Below are 15,934 nucleotides of genomic sequence, written 5' to 3'. Positions count from 1 at the left end.
GTCTGTGGCCAGCTGTCGGATCTCCCGTAATCGGTAAGGGCCGGCTGCCTTGGGTCACGCCGTGTTCATGCGTGAGATGTGTGCTTGCGCGTCCTCGGGTACGGCGGTCTGGTCCTCCCCGAAGTCCGGAGCCTGGAAAGGATCCGTCGTCGGAGGCGGCGATGCTGTGGCAGAGCAGCGAGGCGCCCCTTCCGGAGCGGAGAACAGCGAGGGCAGGTCGATGAGAGGTCTCCTTTTTCGTTACAGATCCCTGGCGGGATCTGGTGTTCCTTGACTGGACACAGAGGTCCTACAGCTTGGTCATCTTGGCGTACGGGCTCAAGATCCGCTCTTGCGTCGAGCCGAAATCCACGAGTGCCGCGATCCCGTCCTCGACGCCGATCACCCGGCCGAGGCCGTACATGTCGTGCGTCACCTGGTCGCCCACCGCGAAGTGCTGGGGAGTCGGCGTGGCCCGGGCCTTGAAGGGGCTGGTAGGCAAATGACGCTTCAGTGCAGCAGGTTTTGTCATTGCCCCCAGTATGCGCCCTCGCGTATCCCGTTCGCTGTGGCCGTTCACGTCGGGTTCGACACATACCCGGACGGAAACGTTAACTTCGGGAGTGATCGACCATGGTCTCCACGTCGTCGAAGGCCGCCTGGTCACGCGCCGCGATCACCGCCGGGTTGCTCAGGCCGGCCAGCAGGCAGGCGGACAGGGAAGGCGGCGGGATCGGCGCTGAGAGGGATGTGCGGCCAAGGCACCCGGCGAACTCCTTCGTGATCACCCTGCCTCGGCAAGCGGGAGCTGACAGCTTCAGGCGCGGAGCTATTCGCCATACTCACGCACCGCTGGCCGGTACCACCGATGAGCCGCTGGCTCGTACAGGTCCCGAAAGTGCTGCCGCGCTGAACTGATCGGCAACGAGCTGGCCAGAGTGATCGCCTGCTGCCCGAGAGGCATGGCGTGCTCCACATCCGGTGCTCGCTGTTGCAGCACCGCGGTGGACACGTCCAGGCGGACCAGGGAGCGCCTCCAGACGGAGTCGGACTACTCGACCAGGCCATCGAGGTCCTCGGCGTCCCGCAGCACATGCCCGGTGTCTTGGTAGAGCGACATGGGCGGTCAGCGCATTGGCCAGGGTGCGCGCCCGCCCGTAGGGCAAGAAGGAGATGCACGAGGTCAGGCCGGGGACGACGTCATACCGGTCGGACAGGTTCGGTGCCTGCCCGATGGCCCGCTCAGCCTGGGCTCGGTCACCGAGCTTGCCGCCGCTTTCGCGCCTCATAGGTACACGCAGGAGACCGTGAATGCGCCCCGCGCATTCGGCATCGCGTTTCTCGATCAGAACTCGCGCGTGGTGCCGGTGTGCCAGAGTTCGTCGAGGGATCGTCGCAGGCGACGAACGGACCATGGGGGCGTGGTGGGGGTACGCAGGCTGTTGTCGTTCTCGGACGCGTTGACGCTGCTGGGCAGTGACCCGCCTGCCGTCGCAGCGCTGGACCGGGCGCTCGGCGGGGCGCTGAACATCGTCACAGGCGGGGTCAGCGACGGGCTGGTGCGGATTGCCGACGCTAACGGCAGCGTGCTGACACTCGGTCGCAACGCGGTACAGGGCGTCGGGCGACGTCTGGGCCACGCGGATGGTCGTGCCGAGCGCACAGAGCTGCTGCACGCCGCGCACACGGTGATCGTCGTTCTCGCTTGGTTCCAGGCTCTGGAGGAGCAGCGGCTTCCTGTGTCTCTTGGGGACCTCGAGCTGACCCGCCGTGAACAGATCGCCCTGGCGATCACGTCGCATACGGTCGAACGTGGAGCAGCCTTCGCCCGTTCGCTGGCAGCCGCCGACGTGCCGAGCCCTGCTCCCCACCGGCCTTTCGAGGCGGTCACCGAAGAGCTGCAGGGCTGGTACGAGGGCCTGTCGACGAGGTTTCTCGACTTCGCTGAGGGACTGCAGGTCTGGAACACGCTGTCGGGGACGGCCCAGGGCGAGGTGTCGCGGAGCATCCGCGCCGAGCTGCCCCGGGCAGCGGTCCGGCAGTACGAGTCCTTGTATGCGCAGCTCGCCCGAGAGGCACCGGAGTTCGGGTTCTGGACGGCCCAGATCGAACATCAGGCGACGCGGACGGAGGTGCGGCGCTCCCTTGAGGGAGTCACGGAGTTGCTGGCCAGCCTCAACCACGCTGTACGGACCCCCATCAATGTCGCCGCCGCTCTTGCCCGCTCGTCCGAGAGCGTGCTGAACCGCCCTGTCCTGGATGCCTCGTCGGCTCCGGAGGGCATCCGCGTACCGATCATGCGGGAGATGTACCTGGATCCGGACTTCCGGGTGCGTGAGGTGGCCGGTCCCAGTGAGCCGGCCACCGAGCTCTTCTGGGAGGAGGCTCCGGTGCGCAGGGACCTGACCGTTTACCTCGCCGGGGCCCTGACGTCCGCCGGGCTGGCCCACTCCCCCCTTCTCGTTCTCGGGCAGCCGGGCGCGGGAAAAACGGTCCTGACACGCATTCTTGCCGCCCGGCTTCCGTCTGCCGGCTTTCTGCCCGTCCGAGTGCCGCTGCGTGACGTGCACGCTGAGGAGGATCTGCAGAGCCAGATCGAGCAAGCGGTGCGCGCTGCGACCGGGGAATCGGCGTCCTGGCCTGAGGTGGTCCGCTCGGCCGGAGGTGCGGTGCCGGTGCTGCTCTTGGACGGGTTCGACGAGCTGTTACAGACCACCGGGGTCCACCACAGTGACTTCCTGATCCGCGTAGCCCGCTTCCAGCAACGCGAGGCAGAGCAGGGCCGACCCGTTCGCGCCGTCGTCACCAGCAGGACCGCCGTCGCCGACCGGGCCCGCTACCCCGCGGGCCTGGTGGCACTGCGCTTGGAAGCGTTCCGCCCTGAGCAGATCCGGCGATGGCTCGGCCTGTGGAACGAGGCCAACTCCGACAGCTTCGCTGCCCGCGGGCTGTTACCGCTTACGTGGGAAACCGTCGAGCGCCACCAGTCGCTCGCCGCGCAGCCACTGCTGCTGACGATGCTGGCGCTGTACGACGCCACCGACAACGCACTGCGCCGCGATGGCGACGATCCTCTTGACGAGGCCGAACTGTACGAAGAACTGCTCGTTTCCTTCGCTCGCCGCGAGACCGACAAGTCAGCTCCTACGTCTGCGGCCGTACCGGGCGATGAGGCACGGTCCCGCGTTGAAGGGGAGCTTCAGCGGCTCTCCCTGGTCGCCTTTGCCCTGCACAACCGCCGCCGCCAGTGGGTGTCGGCCGCTGAACTAGATGATGACCTCACAGCACTCTTGGGCCGGACCTCCGCTACTGCATCTGGGTTCCGCACCCCGCTGGGGCCCGCAGAGGTAGCACTTGGACGCTTCTTCTTCGTCCAGCGCTCCCAGTCGCTGCGGGACGGGCGCGTGCTGGCCACGTACGAGTTTCTCCATGCCAGTTTCGGCGAGTACCTGGTCGTGCGCCTGGCCCTGCATGTGCTCACCACCCTTGTGACACACCGGCCGTCTCTGTCCGCAGCCGAGAGCACTGTCGATGACGACCTCGCGTACACCTTGCTCTCGTACGCGCCGCTGTCCTCCCGGCAGATGCTGCGGTTCGCCGGCTCGATGGCAAACCGGATCCCTGCCGCCGAGCGGCACCGGCTGGCGAGTGTTCTCATCGGCGTACTGGGACAACACGGCCAGCGTACGCACGAGCCCCACCCGGCTTACCGGCCCACCCGCTTTCCGACCTCTCCCCCGCTACGGACCTCGGCACGCCACGGCATCTACAGCGCCAACCTGCTGTTGGTGATCGTGCTCCTCAAAGGCCGTGTAGCCACGGGGGAGCTGTTCCCAGGCTGGGGCGACCATGCCAGCGCCTGGCACCGCCTCGCACTGCTGTGGCGTTCCGCCTTTAGTGAGGAGCAGTGGACCGACTTCGCTCTGTCCCTCTCGGTACGGCGGACCTGGAACGATCAGGGAAGGGAACTGGAGATCACCCTGCGCGCCTGCAGTGCCTTTGCACCGCCGGCGCCGGTGGACATGAACTGGCTGTACCGCTATCCCCCGGGCTACGACGGGCCGTGCTGGTCCCGCACGTACTGGGACGAGGTGTGGCACAAAATGGATGTCTCGGGTGGCACGAACGACGGCGTCGTACGCCATGCCATGGACCCGGTATTCACATGGCTTGGACCGGCCGTCACCACGTTCCTCACCGCGCCCGGTGGGCCGGCAACCTCCCTGGCGCACGATCTGCTGGAGCTGCTGCTCGGTGCAGCGGACCTGCCATCCGACGAGAAGGACGCCCTACGCACCCGGGTCCTGCGGGGTCTTGAGAGTGTTCCGCCCGAGCTGCGCGAGCGGATTGGGCGGCTGCTCTCCCCATACCCACACCCACCCTCCGGGCCTGGCCCGGCTGGCGTCTCCTGAAGGGACAGCGCGCATGATCCTGCTCTGGGCCATGAGCCTGAGGCCGGCACTCCCCCGGTCAGCCCGGCCTGCAGGATCCGCAGACATACGAGCCGCCCTCAGGCAGTGACACAGGCATAGAGCTTCCTCCGCTGGGGTCAGGCGGTCATCGGGCCGCGTGCACCGTGTCAGAGGACCCGGTGAAGCAAGGGCTGCCAGGCACGTCGCAAGCCGTTGAGCAGCATAAACGCGGTGCCGAGCGGCCTTGTAGCAGTAGCCCGTGACGGGGAGCCTCGTCGCCCCGTGGGACCACTTCACCTGATTCACATTCTGTGAATCCCTTGGCGGAGGGCACAATGCTGTGTATGGCACCTCGTCCCCGGAAGCCTCCTTCACCCACGAAGGCACTGGTCAAGCCACCTTTGACCATCGGCAAGATCGACGTTGTCGCAGTCGTCGGTGAACTGCGCCAACTACATGAAGAGGCCGAAGATCCCAGCATCGAACGCATGCCTGCGGACGAAGAGGTCTACAGCGCCCTGCTGTACGCCGAGAAGCACGCGGACGCGCTGCGCAGGCTGACACCGCAGCAGCAGAAGAGGGGCGCCCTGCTGCGGATCCGGCTCTGGGAGTATCTGCGTGAGCGTGCCGACGTTCACCAGGCGCGAGCTGTGGCTGAGGCGCGTGCGGCGGGTGCCCATTGGGCGGAACTGGCTCCTGCGCTCGCGGTGAAGGCCCCAAGTGCCGCGTACAACAAAGCCAAGCGCCTCCAGGCCGCAGTGCTGGCGGAGAAACCGCACGACGCCGGCCAAGTCCGCCGCACACCCGAGGCAGTCATCCAAGCCGAACGCCGAATCGCTCACCAGCAGGAGGCTGAGCGTCGAGCTCAAGAAGCAATCCAGCGCCGGCATCACCTCCTGGTGCCTGTGGCACAAAGGCTCTTGGAACACCGCACTGGTCTTGTCCTGGACGATGACGCCGAGTACTGGCTCGACGAAGTCGCAGAAGTCCTCCCCCACTGCAGCACGACCACACAGATGGTCGGCTTGAACCGCTATCTCAGCGCCGTTGTCCGTGCCCTGAAGAAGCTGGAACAGCGCACCGCCTGTCCGGTCACGACGACGGATGAGGCGCGCTTGGCCTTGGCGGCCGCTGTTGAGTTCCTCGCCGAGTAGGACCTCATAAGGCCGCCGTGTAGCCGCAAGAGCTGCAGACGGCTTTCAGCAAGGCACGACGACTGACGCTCGTCCCTTGAGTGATTACGCCGTAATCACTCGTGAGTGACGTGTGTGACGCCGCTGCGGGGAGGGCAACACGTCAGGCCAGCTGTGATGACGGCGTGCAAGAGACATCCAGCTGTGCTCATCGCCGCCACGCGTCACTGGTGCCGTTCGTGCAGATGGGGGTTTTACCGCTCGCCCCTTCCAGGGCAGTAGCATGTCCACCGCTCGAGAGCATGGCTGAACGATGGTGCCTGGGCAGGCTTCACCGCAGCAGCATCGTGCCGATCGAATCGTGGTCGCCGTCGTGCGGAAAAACCAGTCCCGGCGGCACGGGCTGGACGGTCATGGCCCACCGTCCAGCCGGTACAGCAGCCCTTGAGACGAGCCCAGGAGGCTTCATGGAGTGCTGACGGCGATGGTGGCGCGTAGCGCATGCTGCAGCAGCGTGATGGCCGATGCTGTACGGATCGGTGAGCGATTTGCAGGACCGCCGGTGTCGGAAGCCGTACCTGGGGGATGCCCTCGCCGAGCCCATGGCCGCCGGACCGATCTGTTGCGCGTCCGGGGTGGAACCTACGGTCTCAGTTCCGCTGCGACGACGCTGAGACAGCGACGGAAGCGACCGAAGCGACCGAGTTTCCAGTACCGCAGCAGGCGTTTGCGCACTCTGGGAGGTAAGGGCTGGAGAGGACCCGCGCACATGCTCAGCATCAAGGTGTCGTTCGATCGGCGAGCTGTGACGTTGCCATCCTCGGCTCTCCGTACGCATCCGTCTTGCAGCCGAAGAGCATCAACGCTGCGTTGACCGCGAAGGCCGCGGCCCCGCGCCTTCCTGGCACGTACCGTCCGTCCACGGCTCGGCCAGGAGAGGGTGGACTGCAAGAACGGCGATCGTTTGTGACATGGGTGGCGTGGACACGAGTGGCGCACCGATGTGACCGCCTCGCGTGCCAGAGACCGAAGCCGCTGTCTGTCGCAACCATGCCGTGAAGCTCAGCTACCGATACGTTCGCCTCAGCGGCCAGCGCATCCGCACCCTCGGATGCGACGCGGCGCTCAGTGTGTTCAGAGGACTTGCTGGCAGTCGTCCGCGCCTGCACAACGGGCCCTGCTCATGATCGCAGCTTGAGGGCCGGCAACTGATACCTGAACGACCCTGGGACCGGCTCAAGCTGCGCGAGACAGATACTGCAAGGCAGGGCTTGGAGTGAATGAGACTGCTGGGTGATTACGACGTAATCAGTCGGAGTCTTCTGCGGCAGGTGGATGAGGTGACACACAGCGGCGACCCAGCAGCGTGCCATGGTGAGAGAGAGCGTCAATCTCGGGCTGTCTCTGTACTGGTGAGCTGCTGAGGAGTCTCACGAGCGCTGCTGCGGTGCTGGGGGAGTGGGGAGTCCTCAGCCCAGGACTTCCGCAGCGCGGCAGCGACACCAACTCGCCGTGGAAGCTGATGCCTGGCGTGTCCTCGGAGAGGACGCCCTTCCCAGGTTCGCTGTCACTGGCGCTCTGACCGGGGGAGTTCACCGAGTTGGAGTGTGCGCCTTTCTTCTCTCGCGCAAGCGCCCGGGAACTTTCGTGCAAAGGGATTGTCATGGGGTGTGAAGGGGGCACCGGTGGTCGGATGAGCTTTGTCGCCTGGCGAGAGACAGCGTGCGTCGCTGCCGGTCGATCCCGGTGACGATGACCACGACGTCGTCGCCGACATGGACGACGTCCGATGGATCCTCCACAGGTGTCCACGCAAGGTCCTGTAGATGGACCAACCCCTCAACTCCGTCTGCGACCCGGACGAAGACGCCGAACGGGACCAGCTTGGTGACCTGTCCGTGCAGTTTCTGCCCCACCGCGGTGCTGTTGGCGAATGCCTGAAAGGGGTCTGGCTGCATCGCTTTCAAGGACAGCCTGGCCTCCAGGTTCCAGGTGTCGAACTGGAGGAACTCGCATGAGACGCGCTGTCCGACCTGCACGACGTCGGAAGCTGCTTCGAAGCGGCGCCAGGACAGCTCAGCGAAGGAGATGAACCCGACGCCGGGGAAGACCGGGTGGCCGGGACTGCCGTCCAGCGCCACGAACACACCGAACCGTTCGATCGCTGCGACGATGCCGGAAAGAAACTCGCCGCAGTGCAGTGACTCCAAATACGCCCAAAGCTCTGGGTACTCAGCCGACCCGCCGATCATGCTCCCAGCTTTTCACGAGCAGCTACGCACCGAGTGGCAGATGCGGCAACTTCGCGGTCCTGAAGGAACGCCCGCGCCAGCGGATGCTTTCTTGCTGTGGATGCGGGCCCTCTCGCGTCGTTCAATGGCCAGACATCGCGGTGGCGAGCGCTGGCGTTGCATCACCACAGGGAGGCGTACAGGGCCTGGGTCTCACAGTGTGGTCGGTGTGGCGTGAGCGATGACCTGGCCGTGGTCTTTGCGCAGGCAGGCGACGAGTCTGCGCAGAGACCAGCGGTGAAGGGCCGGTCGAGCTGGGCGGTACGGTTCGTGGCTGTCTGGACGACGAAGTCCTCATTACGGTTGAGCGGACAGGAACGGCCTTCCGCCCACCGAGGGCCCGGACAGGCCAGGTCGATCTCGTTGAACCGGTGGATGACATCGCGGAGGGTGTCCTCGTCGCTTTGCAGCAGCTAGGCGGTCAACCGGCATCGCTTGCCGTCGCCGAGGCCAGCAGCAGCATCGCCCACCCGTAACGCACCGAGCGGGTGCTGCCCCGGCGCACGATCTGCAGCAGCTGCCTTCCTGGTCGGTCAGTCTGCGCACACGGACAGGTTCGGCCATCGCACCTCCAGCGGTCGGAACGAACGTCACCGCGCATCCAGCCGCGCCGTCCACCAACCCAGCAGACCTATGCGGTCACAGCACCAGGCGACGGCCGGGCAAGTGATGTCACGGGGGAGGGCCGGCCGCTGAGCTTTAGCGCGTCTTCTGCGGGTGCCCGTACCTTGCGCTGCGGTAGCGGGGCGTCAGCTCGCCTCTGCGGTAAGTCAGCCGGAGCCGATTACGTCGTAATCAGCATGAGTCGGGCCTGCCCTACCACCAAGTGGCGTAACTAACGTGTCGCATGAGCTAAAGATCATGGGCGTTAGTATGGTGTCCCCATGAGTTCTCCAGTCACTTCCAACGACCGCGAAAAGGTCGTCTCCAAGCTGCCGGGATGGCTCCGCCAGAGCCTCAAGATCAGGGCCGCCCAGCACGGCATCGAGATCCAAGCTGCCGTCGAGCAAGGCATCCGCGACTGGTGCAGTCTGGCAGCGACCCCCGCACCCATCGACACGTCAGGTGCCGACTCCTTCTCCACCTTCCTGCCAGCAGGCCAGTGGGACGAATTCAGGCAGACCGCCACCGACCGGCGTGTCTCCCTCATCCAAGGCCTCGCTCAGTCCGTCCAGCTGTGGCTCGACGCCAACCCCGCCCCGGACGTCGAACGGCCTGAGATCACCCGCCGCATCATCGTCTGCAACCAGAAGGGCGGCGTGGGCAAAACGGCGATCACTGCCGGGCTCGGAGAAGCCCTGGCAGAGGACTCCAACTCTCTGCACCCCGTACGTGTCGCCAAAGCACTGACCAAGGCCCTGCGGGCAAGCGAAACCCAAAGCGAAGCAGACCCTCAGATCGACAACCCGCTCGACATCGAGAACCTGCCCGGCCCCGGCCTGCATGTGCTCCTCGTCGACTTCGACCCCCAGTGCCACCTCACCAACCAACTCGGGGCCAGCCCCCTGCCCATGAACGGTGACAGCCTCACCAACCACATGGCAGGGGACCCCAAGGGCGACCTCCGCGACCTGATCGTCTCCATCGACGAAGACACCTTCGGCGGAAGACTGCACCTCCTGCCCGCCTGCAACGACGCATTCCTCCTCGACGTGCGACTGTCCGCCGTAAGGGCCAGAGAAGCCGCCCTCGAGAGGGCTCTTGCTCCGCTCGAAGCTGATTACGACGTAATCATCGTCGACTGCCCACCCAGCCTCGGACTCAGCATGGACGCCGCCGCCTACTACGGGCGCCGCCGCGACGGAGAAAAGCTCGGACAGTCCGGCGCCCTGATCGTCGTCCAGGCCGAAGACAGCTCCGCAGACGCCTACGAGCTCCTCACCACCCAGATCGACGACCTGCGCAGCGACCTCCAAGTCGACATCGACTACCTCGGCATCGTCGTCAACCTGTACGACTCCCGCCGCGGCTACATCGCCACCTCCTCACTGCAGGGGTGGGTCGACATAAAGGATCCGCGAGTGGTCGGCCTCATCGGAGACCTCAAGGAACAGAAGGAAGCCGTTCGAGTGAAGCAGCCTCTGCTCTCATACGCCCCCAAGTCCCAGCAGGCAGTCGGCATGCGCGCCCTCGCCCGGGAGGTGCTGTGAGCAAGGCAGACCAGCTCGGATCCGGCCGCTTCGGTGGGGGAGTGCGCCCGGTCAGCGCCCGCCGCCAGGCCGTCGCCGCCGCGACCGGCGTCCCCACCGAAGGCATTGCTCCACCGACAGAGCTGCCTCCGCACCGCGTCAGCCTCAACCCGGACAACCCGCGCTCCAGCCTCGGTGACCTGACCGACCTCGCCGGCAGCTTGAAGACCCACGGGCAGAAGCAGGCCATCACGGTCATGAACCGTGACGCCTACATCAAGGCCAACCCCCAGCGCGAAGCCGACCTCGAGCCAGACACCACGTATGTGGTCATCGACGGCAGCAGCCGGCTTGCCGCCGCCCGCGAAGCTGGGCTCGCCACCATCAAGGTGATGGTGAGCGACGAGCAGGGCTCCACATCCGAGGAACTCCTCGAGTCCGCACTCGTCGCCAACATCCACCGCCAGGATCTCGACGAGCTCGACGAAGCCCGCGCTCTACAGCGCCTCCTGGCCATCCACGGCAGCCAGCGAGCCCTGGCCAAGCGCCTGCACCGCTCACAAGGCTGGGTATCCCAGCGCCTCGCCCTGCTCAACCTGACCCCGGAGTTGCAGGCCCGTATCGGCCAAGAGCCCATCGACCTGCTGCGCGCGGTCGGCAACAAGCCGCAGGATGAACAGACTCAGGCATTGGAGGACTTGAAGGCTGAGCGCGCCCGCAAAGAGAGCGAGAAGCAGCCCGCCAAGCAGCCTCAACCTCCCGCCTCGCCCGTGGAGGAGGCACCCGCCAACGACTCAAGTGATTACGACGTAATCACCGATCACGACACACAGAAGCAGCGCAGCGCCAAGACACCGGCGGGAACGCCCCTCCGCACAGAGGCCGTTCCGGAGCCACGTGCCTCCAGCCAACCCACCAACCCGGCACCTGCGCCAGATCGCAAGGAGACCCAGCCTAAGAAGCTGCCATACGACGATGGCGTCTTCATCGCCATGCACCTCATCAAAATGATGGGCGACACAGAGTTCGACAAGATGCTGACCATTCTCAACGATCACCAACGCCAGCGGACGGCATCCGTCAACCAGACGGCATCATGACGACGCAGGGGGAGTCCTCGCCAACACGGCTGAAGGACTCCCCTGCGGCGAGCAGGGCCGGACACCTCCAAGCCGATACACACAGGCCGGCAGGCGGCCCTACGAGCTCATCTACGAGCAGACGCTCCGGGCAGTCCCGCATTGCGCATACGGATTCGATCATTGCGCAGCTCTGCGCATTCGCTGCGGCGCACTGCGCATCCCGGCTGACCGAGGCCGGCCGGGCATTGCGCATCGAGGGGGGCATCGCTCGGCATGGTGATGGCGCTCCGTCTTCCGACGAAGAATTCATGGTTCTCGTACAGCGGTCCGCGCTGCCTGCGTCGTCCCCGCCGCAGTGCATCCAATCGCTCGGTACCTCACCAGGAAGCCGAGCAGGTGGTTGGGCCGTCGCGTGGTGATCAGGTGAGGAGGGCGGTGAGGGCGCCGGCTACCGCGGTGGCGAGGGTGAGGACTGCGGTGAAGGCGGTGGCGGCGCGGGTGAGGGCGGTGGGGTAGGTGGTGCCGTCCAGGCGGGCGAGCTTGCCCGCTCCGGCGGCGGCCAGCACCGCGACGACGAGCACGAGCGCGGCGGTGAGGAGAAGGACGACGACGTTCACGACAGACTCCCGTCAAAGGTTGGAGTGTTGACGTGGACGAAGGTCTCGGAATCGGTGTGCGCCGGGGTTCGCCGGGACGAAGATGAACACCGGCGAACACCTCACCACCCGCGGGAGCGAGCGCATGCACGACGAACAGGCCGGTCACACTCCGGACTCGGCGCTGGCCGAACTGCGCAAGAAACTGGCCGCCGGGCTGGCCCGAGCTCGGCTGAACCAGACACAGCTCGCCGCCCAGGCGCACCTGGGACGCACCACCGTGTCGGAGGCGCTCTCGCCCAGGAAGCCTGTGCCGTCTGCGGAGACGGTGGCGGCGCTGGCCCGCGTGCTGAAGCTGCCGGCGGGGGAGCTGCTGGAGTTGCGGCGGACCGCAGCCGCGCAGCCGGGCGCGGTCACGGCGGATGGGCCGGGGCGTCCGATCGACCAGTGGGATCCGCACGCACTGGAGGTCCATCCGGCCGGCACCGTCCAGGACGGTTCCGGCTTGCCGGAGCGGCGGTCGCTGCCGGGCTATGTGTCCCGCGAGCACGACCGGATCTTGGCCGAAGCGGTGCAGGATGCGGCGGCCGGCCACAGTCGAATGTTGGTTCTGGTGGGCGGCTCGTCGACGGGCAAGACCCGGGCGTGCTGGGAGGCCGTGCAGTCGCTGGCGGAGCAGGGGTGGCGGCTGTGGCATCCCTTCGACCCCACTCGCGCCGAGGCCGCCCTGGAGGACCTGGCCCGTGTCGTCCCGCGGACCGTGGTGTGGCTGAACGAAGCCCAGCACTACCTCGGCGACCAGGCGGCCGGCGAGCAGATTGCTGCGGCCGTACACCGCTTACTGATCAGCCCACAGCGCGGGCCTGTCCTCGTGCTGGGCACGCTGTGGCCCGACTACGTTCAGCAGTACACCGCCCTGCCCGCCCCCGGTGGGCCGGATCAGCACAGCCGGGTCAGGGAACTGCTCGCCGGACGCACCGTGAGCGTCCCCGACGCCTTCGACACCCGCGCCCTGGCCGCGGCAGCGGCGTTGGCCGAGGGCGGTGACCGGCTGCTGGCCGACGCCCTCACCCGTGCCCGCGCCGACGGACGCCTCACGCAGGATCTCGCCGGAGGCCCCGCGCTCCTGGAGCGCTACCGCACCGTCAGCCCGGCCGCCAAAGCACTACTGGAGGCGGCGATGGACGCCCGCCGCCTCGGTGTCGGCCTGCACCTGCCGCAGGCCTTCCTCACCGACGCCGCCGCCGACTACCTCCACGACACCGACTGGAACCAGCTCACCGACGACTGGGCAGAGAAGGCCTACGCCGAACTCGCCAAGCAGGTGCACGGCAAACAAGCCCCCCTGAGCCGCATCACCCCCCGACCCCAGCGGCGCCCACCCGGCCCCTCTGTGTCTGCTGAGGCCCCTTCACTACGGCCGGCGAAGCCGGTGTTCCGGCTCGCCGACTACCTCGAACAACACGGCCGCACCACCCGCCGCCACCTGTGCCCGCCCGCCTCCTTCTGGCACGCCGCTCACACTCACCTCACCCACCTCGACGACCTGAACAACTTGACCGTGGCGGCCGAAGTTCGGCACCGCCTGCAATGGGCCCACCACCTCCGACTTCGCGCCGCCGACCATGGCAGCGCCAGCGCGCTGACCCACCTGGCCGTGATGTGGGATGGGACCGGGGATTGGAAAGGTGCCGAAACCCTGGCTCGGCAGGCCGCTGATCATGGCAACACCCACGCCCTGACCCACCTGGCCCGGATGCGAGAGAAGGCCGGGGACCGGGAAGCCGCCGAAACCCTCGCCCGGCAGGCCGCTGATTACGGCAGTACCGACGCCTTGTACCAGCTGGCCGTGATGCGGGAGGGAAGCGGGGACCGGGAAGGCGCCGCGACTCTGGCCCGGCAGGCCACCGATTACGGCAGCACCGACGCGCTGGTCCACCTGGCCTTGATGCGGGAGGAAATCGGAGACCGGGAAGCCGCCGAAACCTTCTACCGGCAGGCCGCCGATTACGGCAGCATCAACGCTCTATATCGCTTGGCCGTGATGCGGGAGGCGGACGGGGACCGGGAAGGGGCCGCGATTCTGGCCCGGCAGGCCGCCGACCGCGACAGCACCGGCGCGCTAACCCACCTGGCTGTGATGCGGGAGAAGGGCGGAGACCGGGAAGGAGCCGAACGTCTGGCTCGGCAGGTCGCCGACTACGACGCCGCTAGCGCTCTGTTCTACCTGGCTCGGGTGCGGGAAGAGACCGGAGACCGGGAGGGCGCCGAAACCCTCTACCGGCAGGCCATCGATCACGGCGACACCGACGCTCTGTTCCGCCTGGCCCGGATGTACGAGGAGGCCGGGGAATGGGAAGGCGCCGCGATCCTGGCTCGACAGGCCGCCGACCACGGCAACACCAACCCGCTGTCTCGCCTGGCCCTGATACGGGAAGAGGCCGGAGACCGAGAAACCGCCGAAACACTCGCCCGGCAGGCCGCCGATCACGGCAGCACCAGCGTTCTGTTCCGCTTGGCCGAGATGCGGGAGGAGACGGGGAACCGGGAGGGTGCCGAAATCCTCTATCGGCAGGCCGCCGACCATGGCTCCGCCAGCGCTCTGTTCCACCTGGCCCGATTGCGAGAAGAGACCGGAGACCGGGAGGATGCCGAGACTCTCTACCGGCAGGCCGCCGACCACGGCAACACTGAAGCCCTGTATCTCCATGGGATGGAAGAGACGCTCAAAAGGCTGTGGCCCTTCGGTCTGGATCCGGACGGTATGCCGACGCCCCATTGGCAATGATCCACACGCTCCTGGCCGGCGCTCAGGCAACTGATCTTGAATCCGACGGCCGCAATCTGCTTGTGGGACGCCCGCCTCCGGCCCGATACCCGCTCGGCGGCAAGGGCCGGTTCCCGGCCGGCGGCTGCGGGATCCGCATTGTCAGTGAAGCCTGCGTCAGTGGGGCGGACAGCACACCGTATGTTCAGTGCTCCACGCCTCGCGTAACGCCTTGCGGACTGCGACGCGGGCTTCCAGCCCGGCCGCTGAGATCGAGCACGCTGTCGGCAGGACCAGCAAATCCTTCGTCCGCTACTGGCTCGCCCAACCGCGGGGCGAGACCGCCGTCATACGCGCGTCCAGCCAACACCGCGGGGTCCGACTCGCATGAACCCGGGCCGCTACTACCTCGTCCTCACCGTCGACGGCCGGTCGGTCCCGCACGGTTGGTGGCAGCGTGAGGCAACCGTGTGCCGCAAGCACACGACATTTGTTGGCGAGCGGGGTCGGCCCGGCGTCCGTATCACCCTGGTTGACGAGGAGACCGGCGCCGTGTTGACGAGGTAGACGGATGCGCCGTGAGCTCTGTCATGCTGGGGATCATGGTCCGCCATCCCTATCCGGTTCGCGACCGCGCCCTGCGGCAAATTCTGCGCCGATACCAAAACGATCTGCCGCGTGAGCTGCTGCCCGCCACCCGCGATGTGCAGGGCCCGTCCGGCGGGTATGTCCTGTCGACGCGACGCCCCGGCGCTGTCAGTAACCCCTCGTAAACTGATCGCATCTATCAGTCTATGCTGGCTGCGTGTGCTGAAGCCGCCCGTCTGATCACGAAGACGGGGCGTGCTGCTGTCAGGCGTCGGCCACCTCAGACCCCGATGTGTAGCCCGACGCCCACCTGCGCCACCTGACCATCGCCCTGCCACCGCCCTACGTTGCCCGCCTCTTTACTGCCCAGGAGCAGGGCGCGTCCGACCGGCAGCTGCAGCAGATCACCGTCGAAGCCCTCAAGGACGTGTACTTCCAGGACTGCGGCCGTCGCGCTGACTTATAGCGCTCCACGTGGGGCGTCGGCGCACGTCGCGAACTGTGGTGCGGCGACTTCGCAGTCGGCAAAGTCCCCGCGCCTACTGCATGCGGCTCTCGCCGTGACAGACACGAGGTCAGGCAAGAAAGGCGAAAAGGTAGATATCGTGCTGGCCCACTGCTGCGATCATGTGGCCGTCATGACCCCGAGTACACGGGTACAGCAGTCCGTCGACAGGTAGAGGGCTCGACCGCCTCGGCCCAGAGTGGGGCTGGGGTGGCGGGGCGTTCCGTTCGGGGGGGGGCCAACCCTGGCTTGTGCGGATGGGCGATGGCGGTGCTGGTGCGGGATTTGCGAGGGTGCGCGGACACCTTTGCAAGGTTTTGACTCTGCCTCGCTCAACCGTGTGCCAGATCACTTCCGTTACTGACGTTGTCGCCGTGATGTCGTCAAGGTGAGGCCGGTTTCGGCGAGGCATCCGTTGATGAGGTTGCTGCGGTACTGGATCTGGCGGAGAC

At 66.7% G+C, this 15,934-nt stretch carries 10 protein-coding genes and 2 pseudogenes; 7 read left to right on the top strand and 5 right to left on the bottom strand.

Features of this window, described 5'->3' with window-relative positions:
• Nucleotides 1–289 precede the first annotated feature (289 nt).
• Together ACIF8T_RS39290 and ACIF8T_RS39285 are read right to left on the bottom strand one after the other, a co-directional pair.
• Complete coding sequence (locus ACIF8T_RS39290) at nt 290–511, bottom strand: hypothetical protein (protein WP_400042137.1); 222 nt, start codon at nt 509–511, stop codon at nt 290–292.
• 79 nt (nt 512–590) lie between these two features.
• Nucleotides 591–767, bottom strand: a complete 177-nt coding sequence (locus tag ACIF8T_RS39285; protein ID WP_400042135.1) for a hypothetical protein — start codon at nt 765–767, stop codon at nt 591–593.
• A gap of 633 nt (nt 768–1,400) precedes the next feature.
• Between ACIF8T_RS39285 and ACIF8T_RS39280 the strand changes: the two genes are divergently transcribed.
• The gene (locus ACIF8T_RS39280; RefSeq protein ID WP_400042133.1) at nt 1,401–4,391 is read left to right on the top strand and encodes an NACHT domain-containing protein; all 2,991 of its coding nucleotides are present in this window, start codon (nt 1,401–1,403) and stop codon (nt 4,389–4,391) included.
• A gap of 401 nt (nt 4,392–4,792) precedes the next feature.
• Nucleotides 4,793–5,545: a hypothetical protein gene (locus ACIF8T_RS39275; protein ID WP_400042131.1), complete on the top strand. Its 753-nt coding sequence runs from the start codon at nt 4,793–4,795 to the stop codon at nt 5,543–5,545.
• A 1,640-nt stretch (nt 5,546–7,185) separates the two neighbouring features.
• Here the strand turns inward: ACIF8T_RS39275 and ACIF8T_RS39270 are convergent.
• Nucleotides 7,186–7,776 (bottom strand): S1 RNA-binding domain-containing protein, encoded by a 591-nt coding sequence (locus tag ACIF8T_RS39270; RefSeq protein ID WP_400042129.1) that lies wholly within the window; start codon nt 7,774–7,776, stop codon nt 7,186–7,188.
• 219 nt (nt 7,777–7,995) lie between these two features.
• A pseudogene (locus ACIF8T_RS39265) lies at nt 7,996–8,379 on the bottom strand (IS630 family transposase); the annotation flags it as partial.
• Nucleotides 8,380–8,699: 320 nt separating this feature from the next.
• Between ACIF8T_RS39265 and ACIF8T_RS39260 the strand changes: the two are divergent.
• Complete coding sequence (locus ACIF8T_RS39260; protein ID WP_400042127.1) at nt 8,700–9,965, top strand: ParA family protein; 1,266 nt, start codon at nt 8,700–8,702, stop codon at nt 9,963–9,965.
• A complete protein-coding gene (locus ACIF8T_RS39255) occupies nt 9,962–11,044 on the top strand; it encodes a ParB/RepB/Spo0J family partition protein (protein WP_400042125.1) in 1,083 nt (360 codons plus the stop codon). The genes ACIF8T_RS39260 and ACIF8T_RS39255 overlap by 4 nt, the downstream gene beginning before the upstream one ends.
• Before the next feature lie 401 nt (nt 11,045–11,445).
• Here ACIF8T_RS39255 and ACIF8T_RS39250 read toward each other — a convergent pair whose 3' ends face one another.
• Nucleotides 11,446–11,643, bottom strand: coding sequence for a hypothetical protein (locus tag ACIF8T_RS39250; protein ID WP_400042123.1), 198 nt, complete (start codon nt 11,641–11,643; stop codon nt 11,446–11,448).
• Between the two features lie 124 nt (nt 11,644–11,767).
• Here ACIF8T_RS39250 and ACIF8T_RS39245 point away from each other — a divergent pair, with 124 nt between their 5' ends.
• The 3 genes and pseudogenes from ACIF8T_RS39245 to ACIF8T_RS39235 all read left to right on the top strand — a co-directional run.
• Nucleotides 11,768–14,410: a tetratricopeptide repeat protein gene (locus ACIF8T_RS39245; RefSeq protein WP_400042121.1), complete on the top strand. Its 2,643-nt coding sequence runs from the start codon at nt 11,768–11,770 to the stop codon at nt 14,408–14,410.
• A 557-nt stretch (nt 14,411–14,967) separates the two neighbouring features.
• Nucleotides 14,968–15,162 (top strand): hypothetical protein, encoded by a 195-nt coding sequence (locus ACIF8T_RS39240; RefSeq protein ID WP_400042120.1) that lies wholly within the window; start codon nt 14,968–14,970, stop codon nt 15,160–15,162.
• A gap of 125 nt (nt 15,163–15,287) precedes the next feature.
• Nucleotides 15,288–15,443 (top strand): annotated as a pseudogene (locus ACIF8T_RS39235) (XRE family transcriptional regulator); the annotation flags it as partial.
• Nucleotides 15,444–15,934: the final 491 nt, after the last annotated feature.

The organism is Streptomyces sp. NPDC085946, assembly GCF_044540485.1.
In the GTDB taxonomy this organism is placed as follows: Bacteria; Actinomycetota; Actinomycetes; order Streptomycetales; family Streptomycetaceae; genus Streptomyces.
The sequence above is the reverse complement of the archived record's forward strand: the minus strand, read 5'-3'. Positions and strand labels throughout refer to the sequence as shown.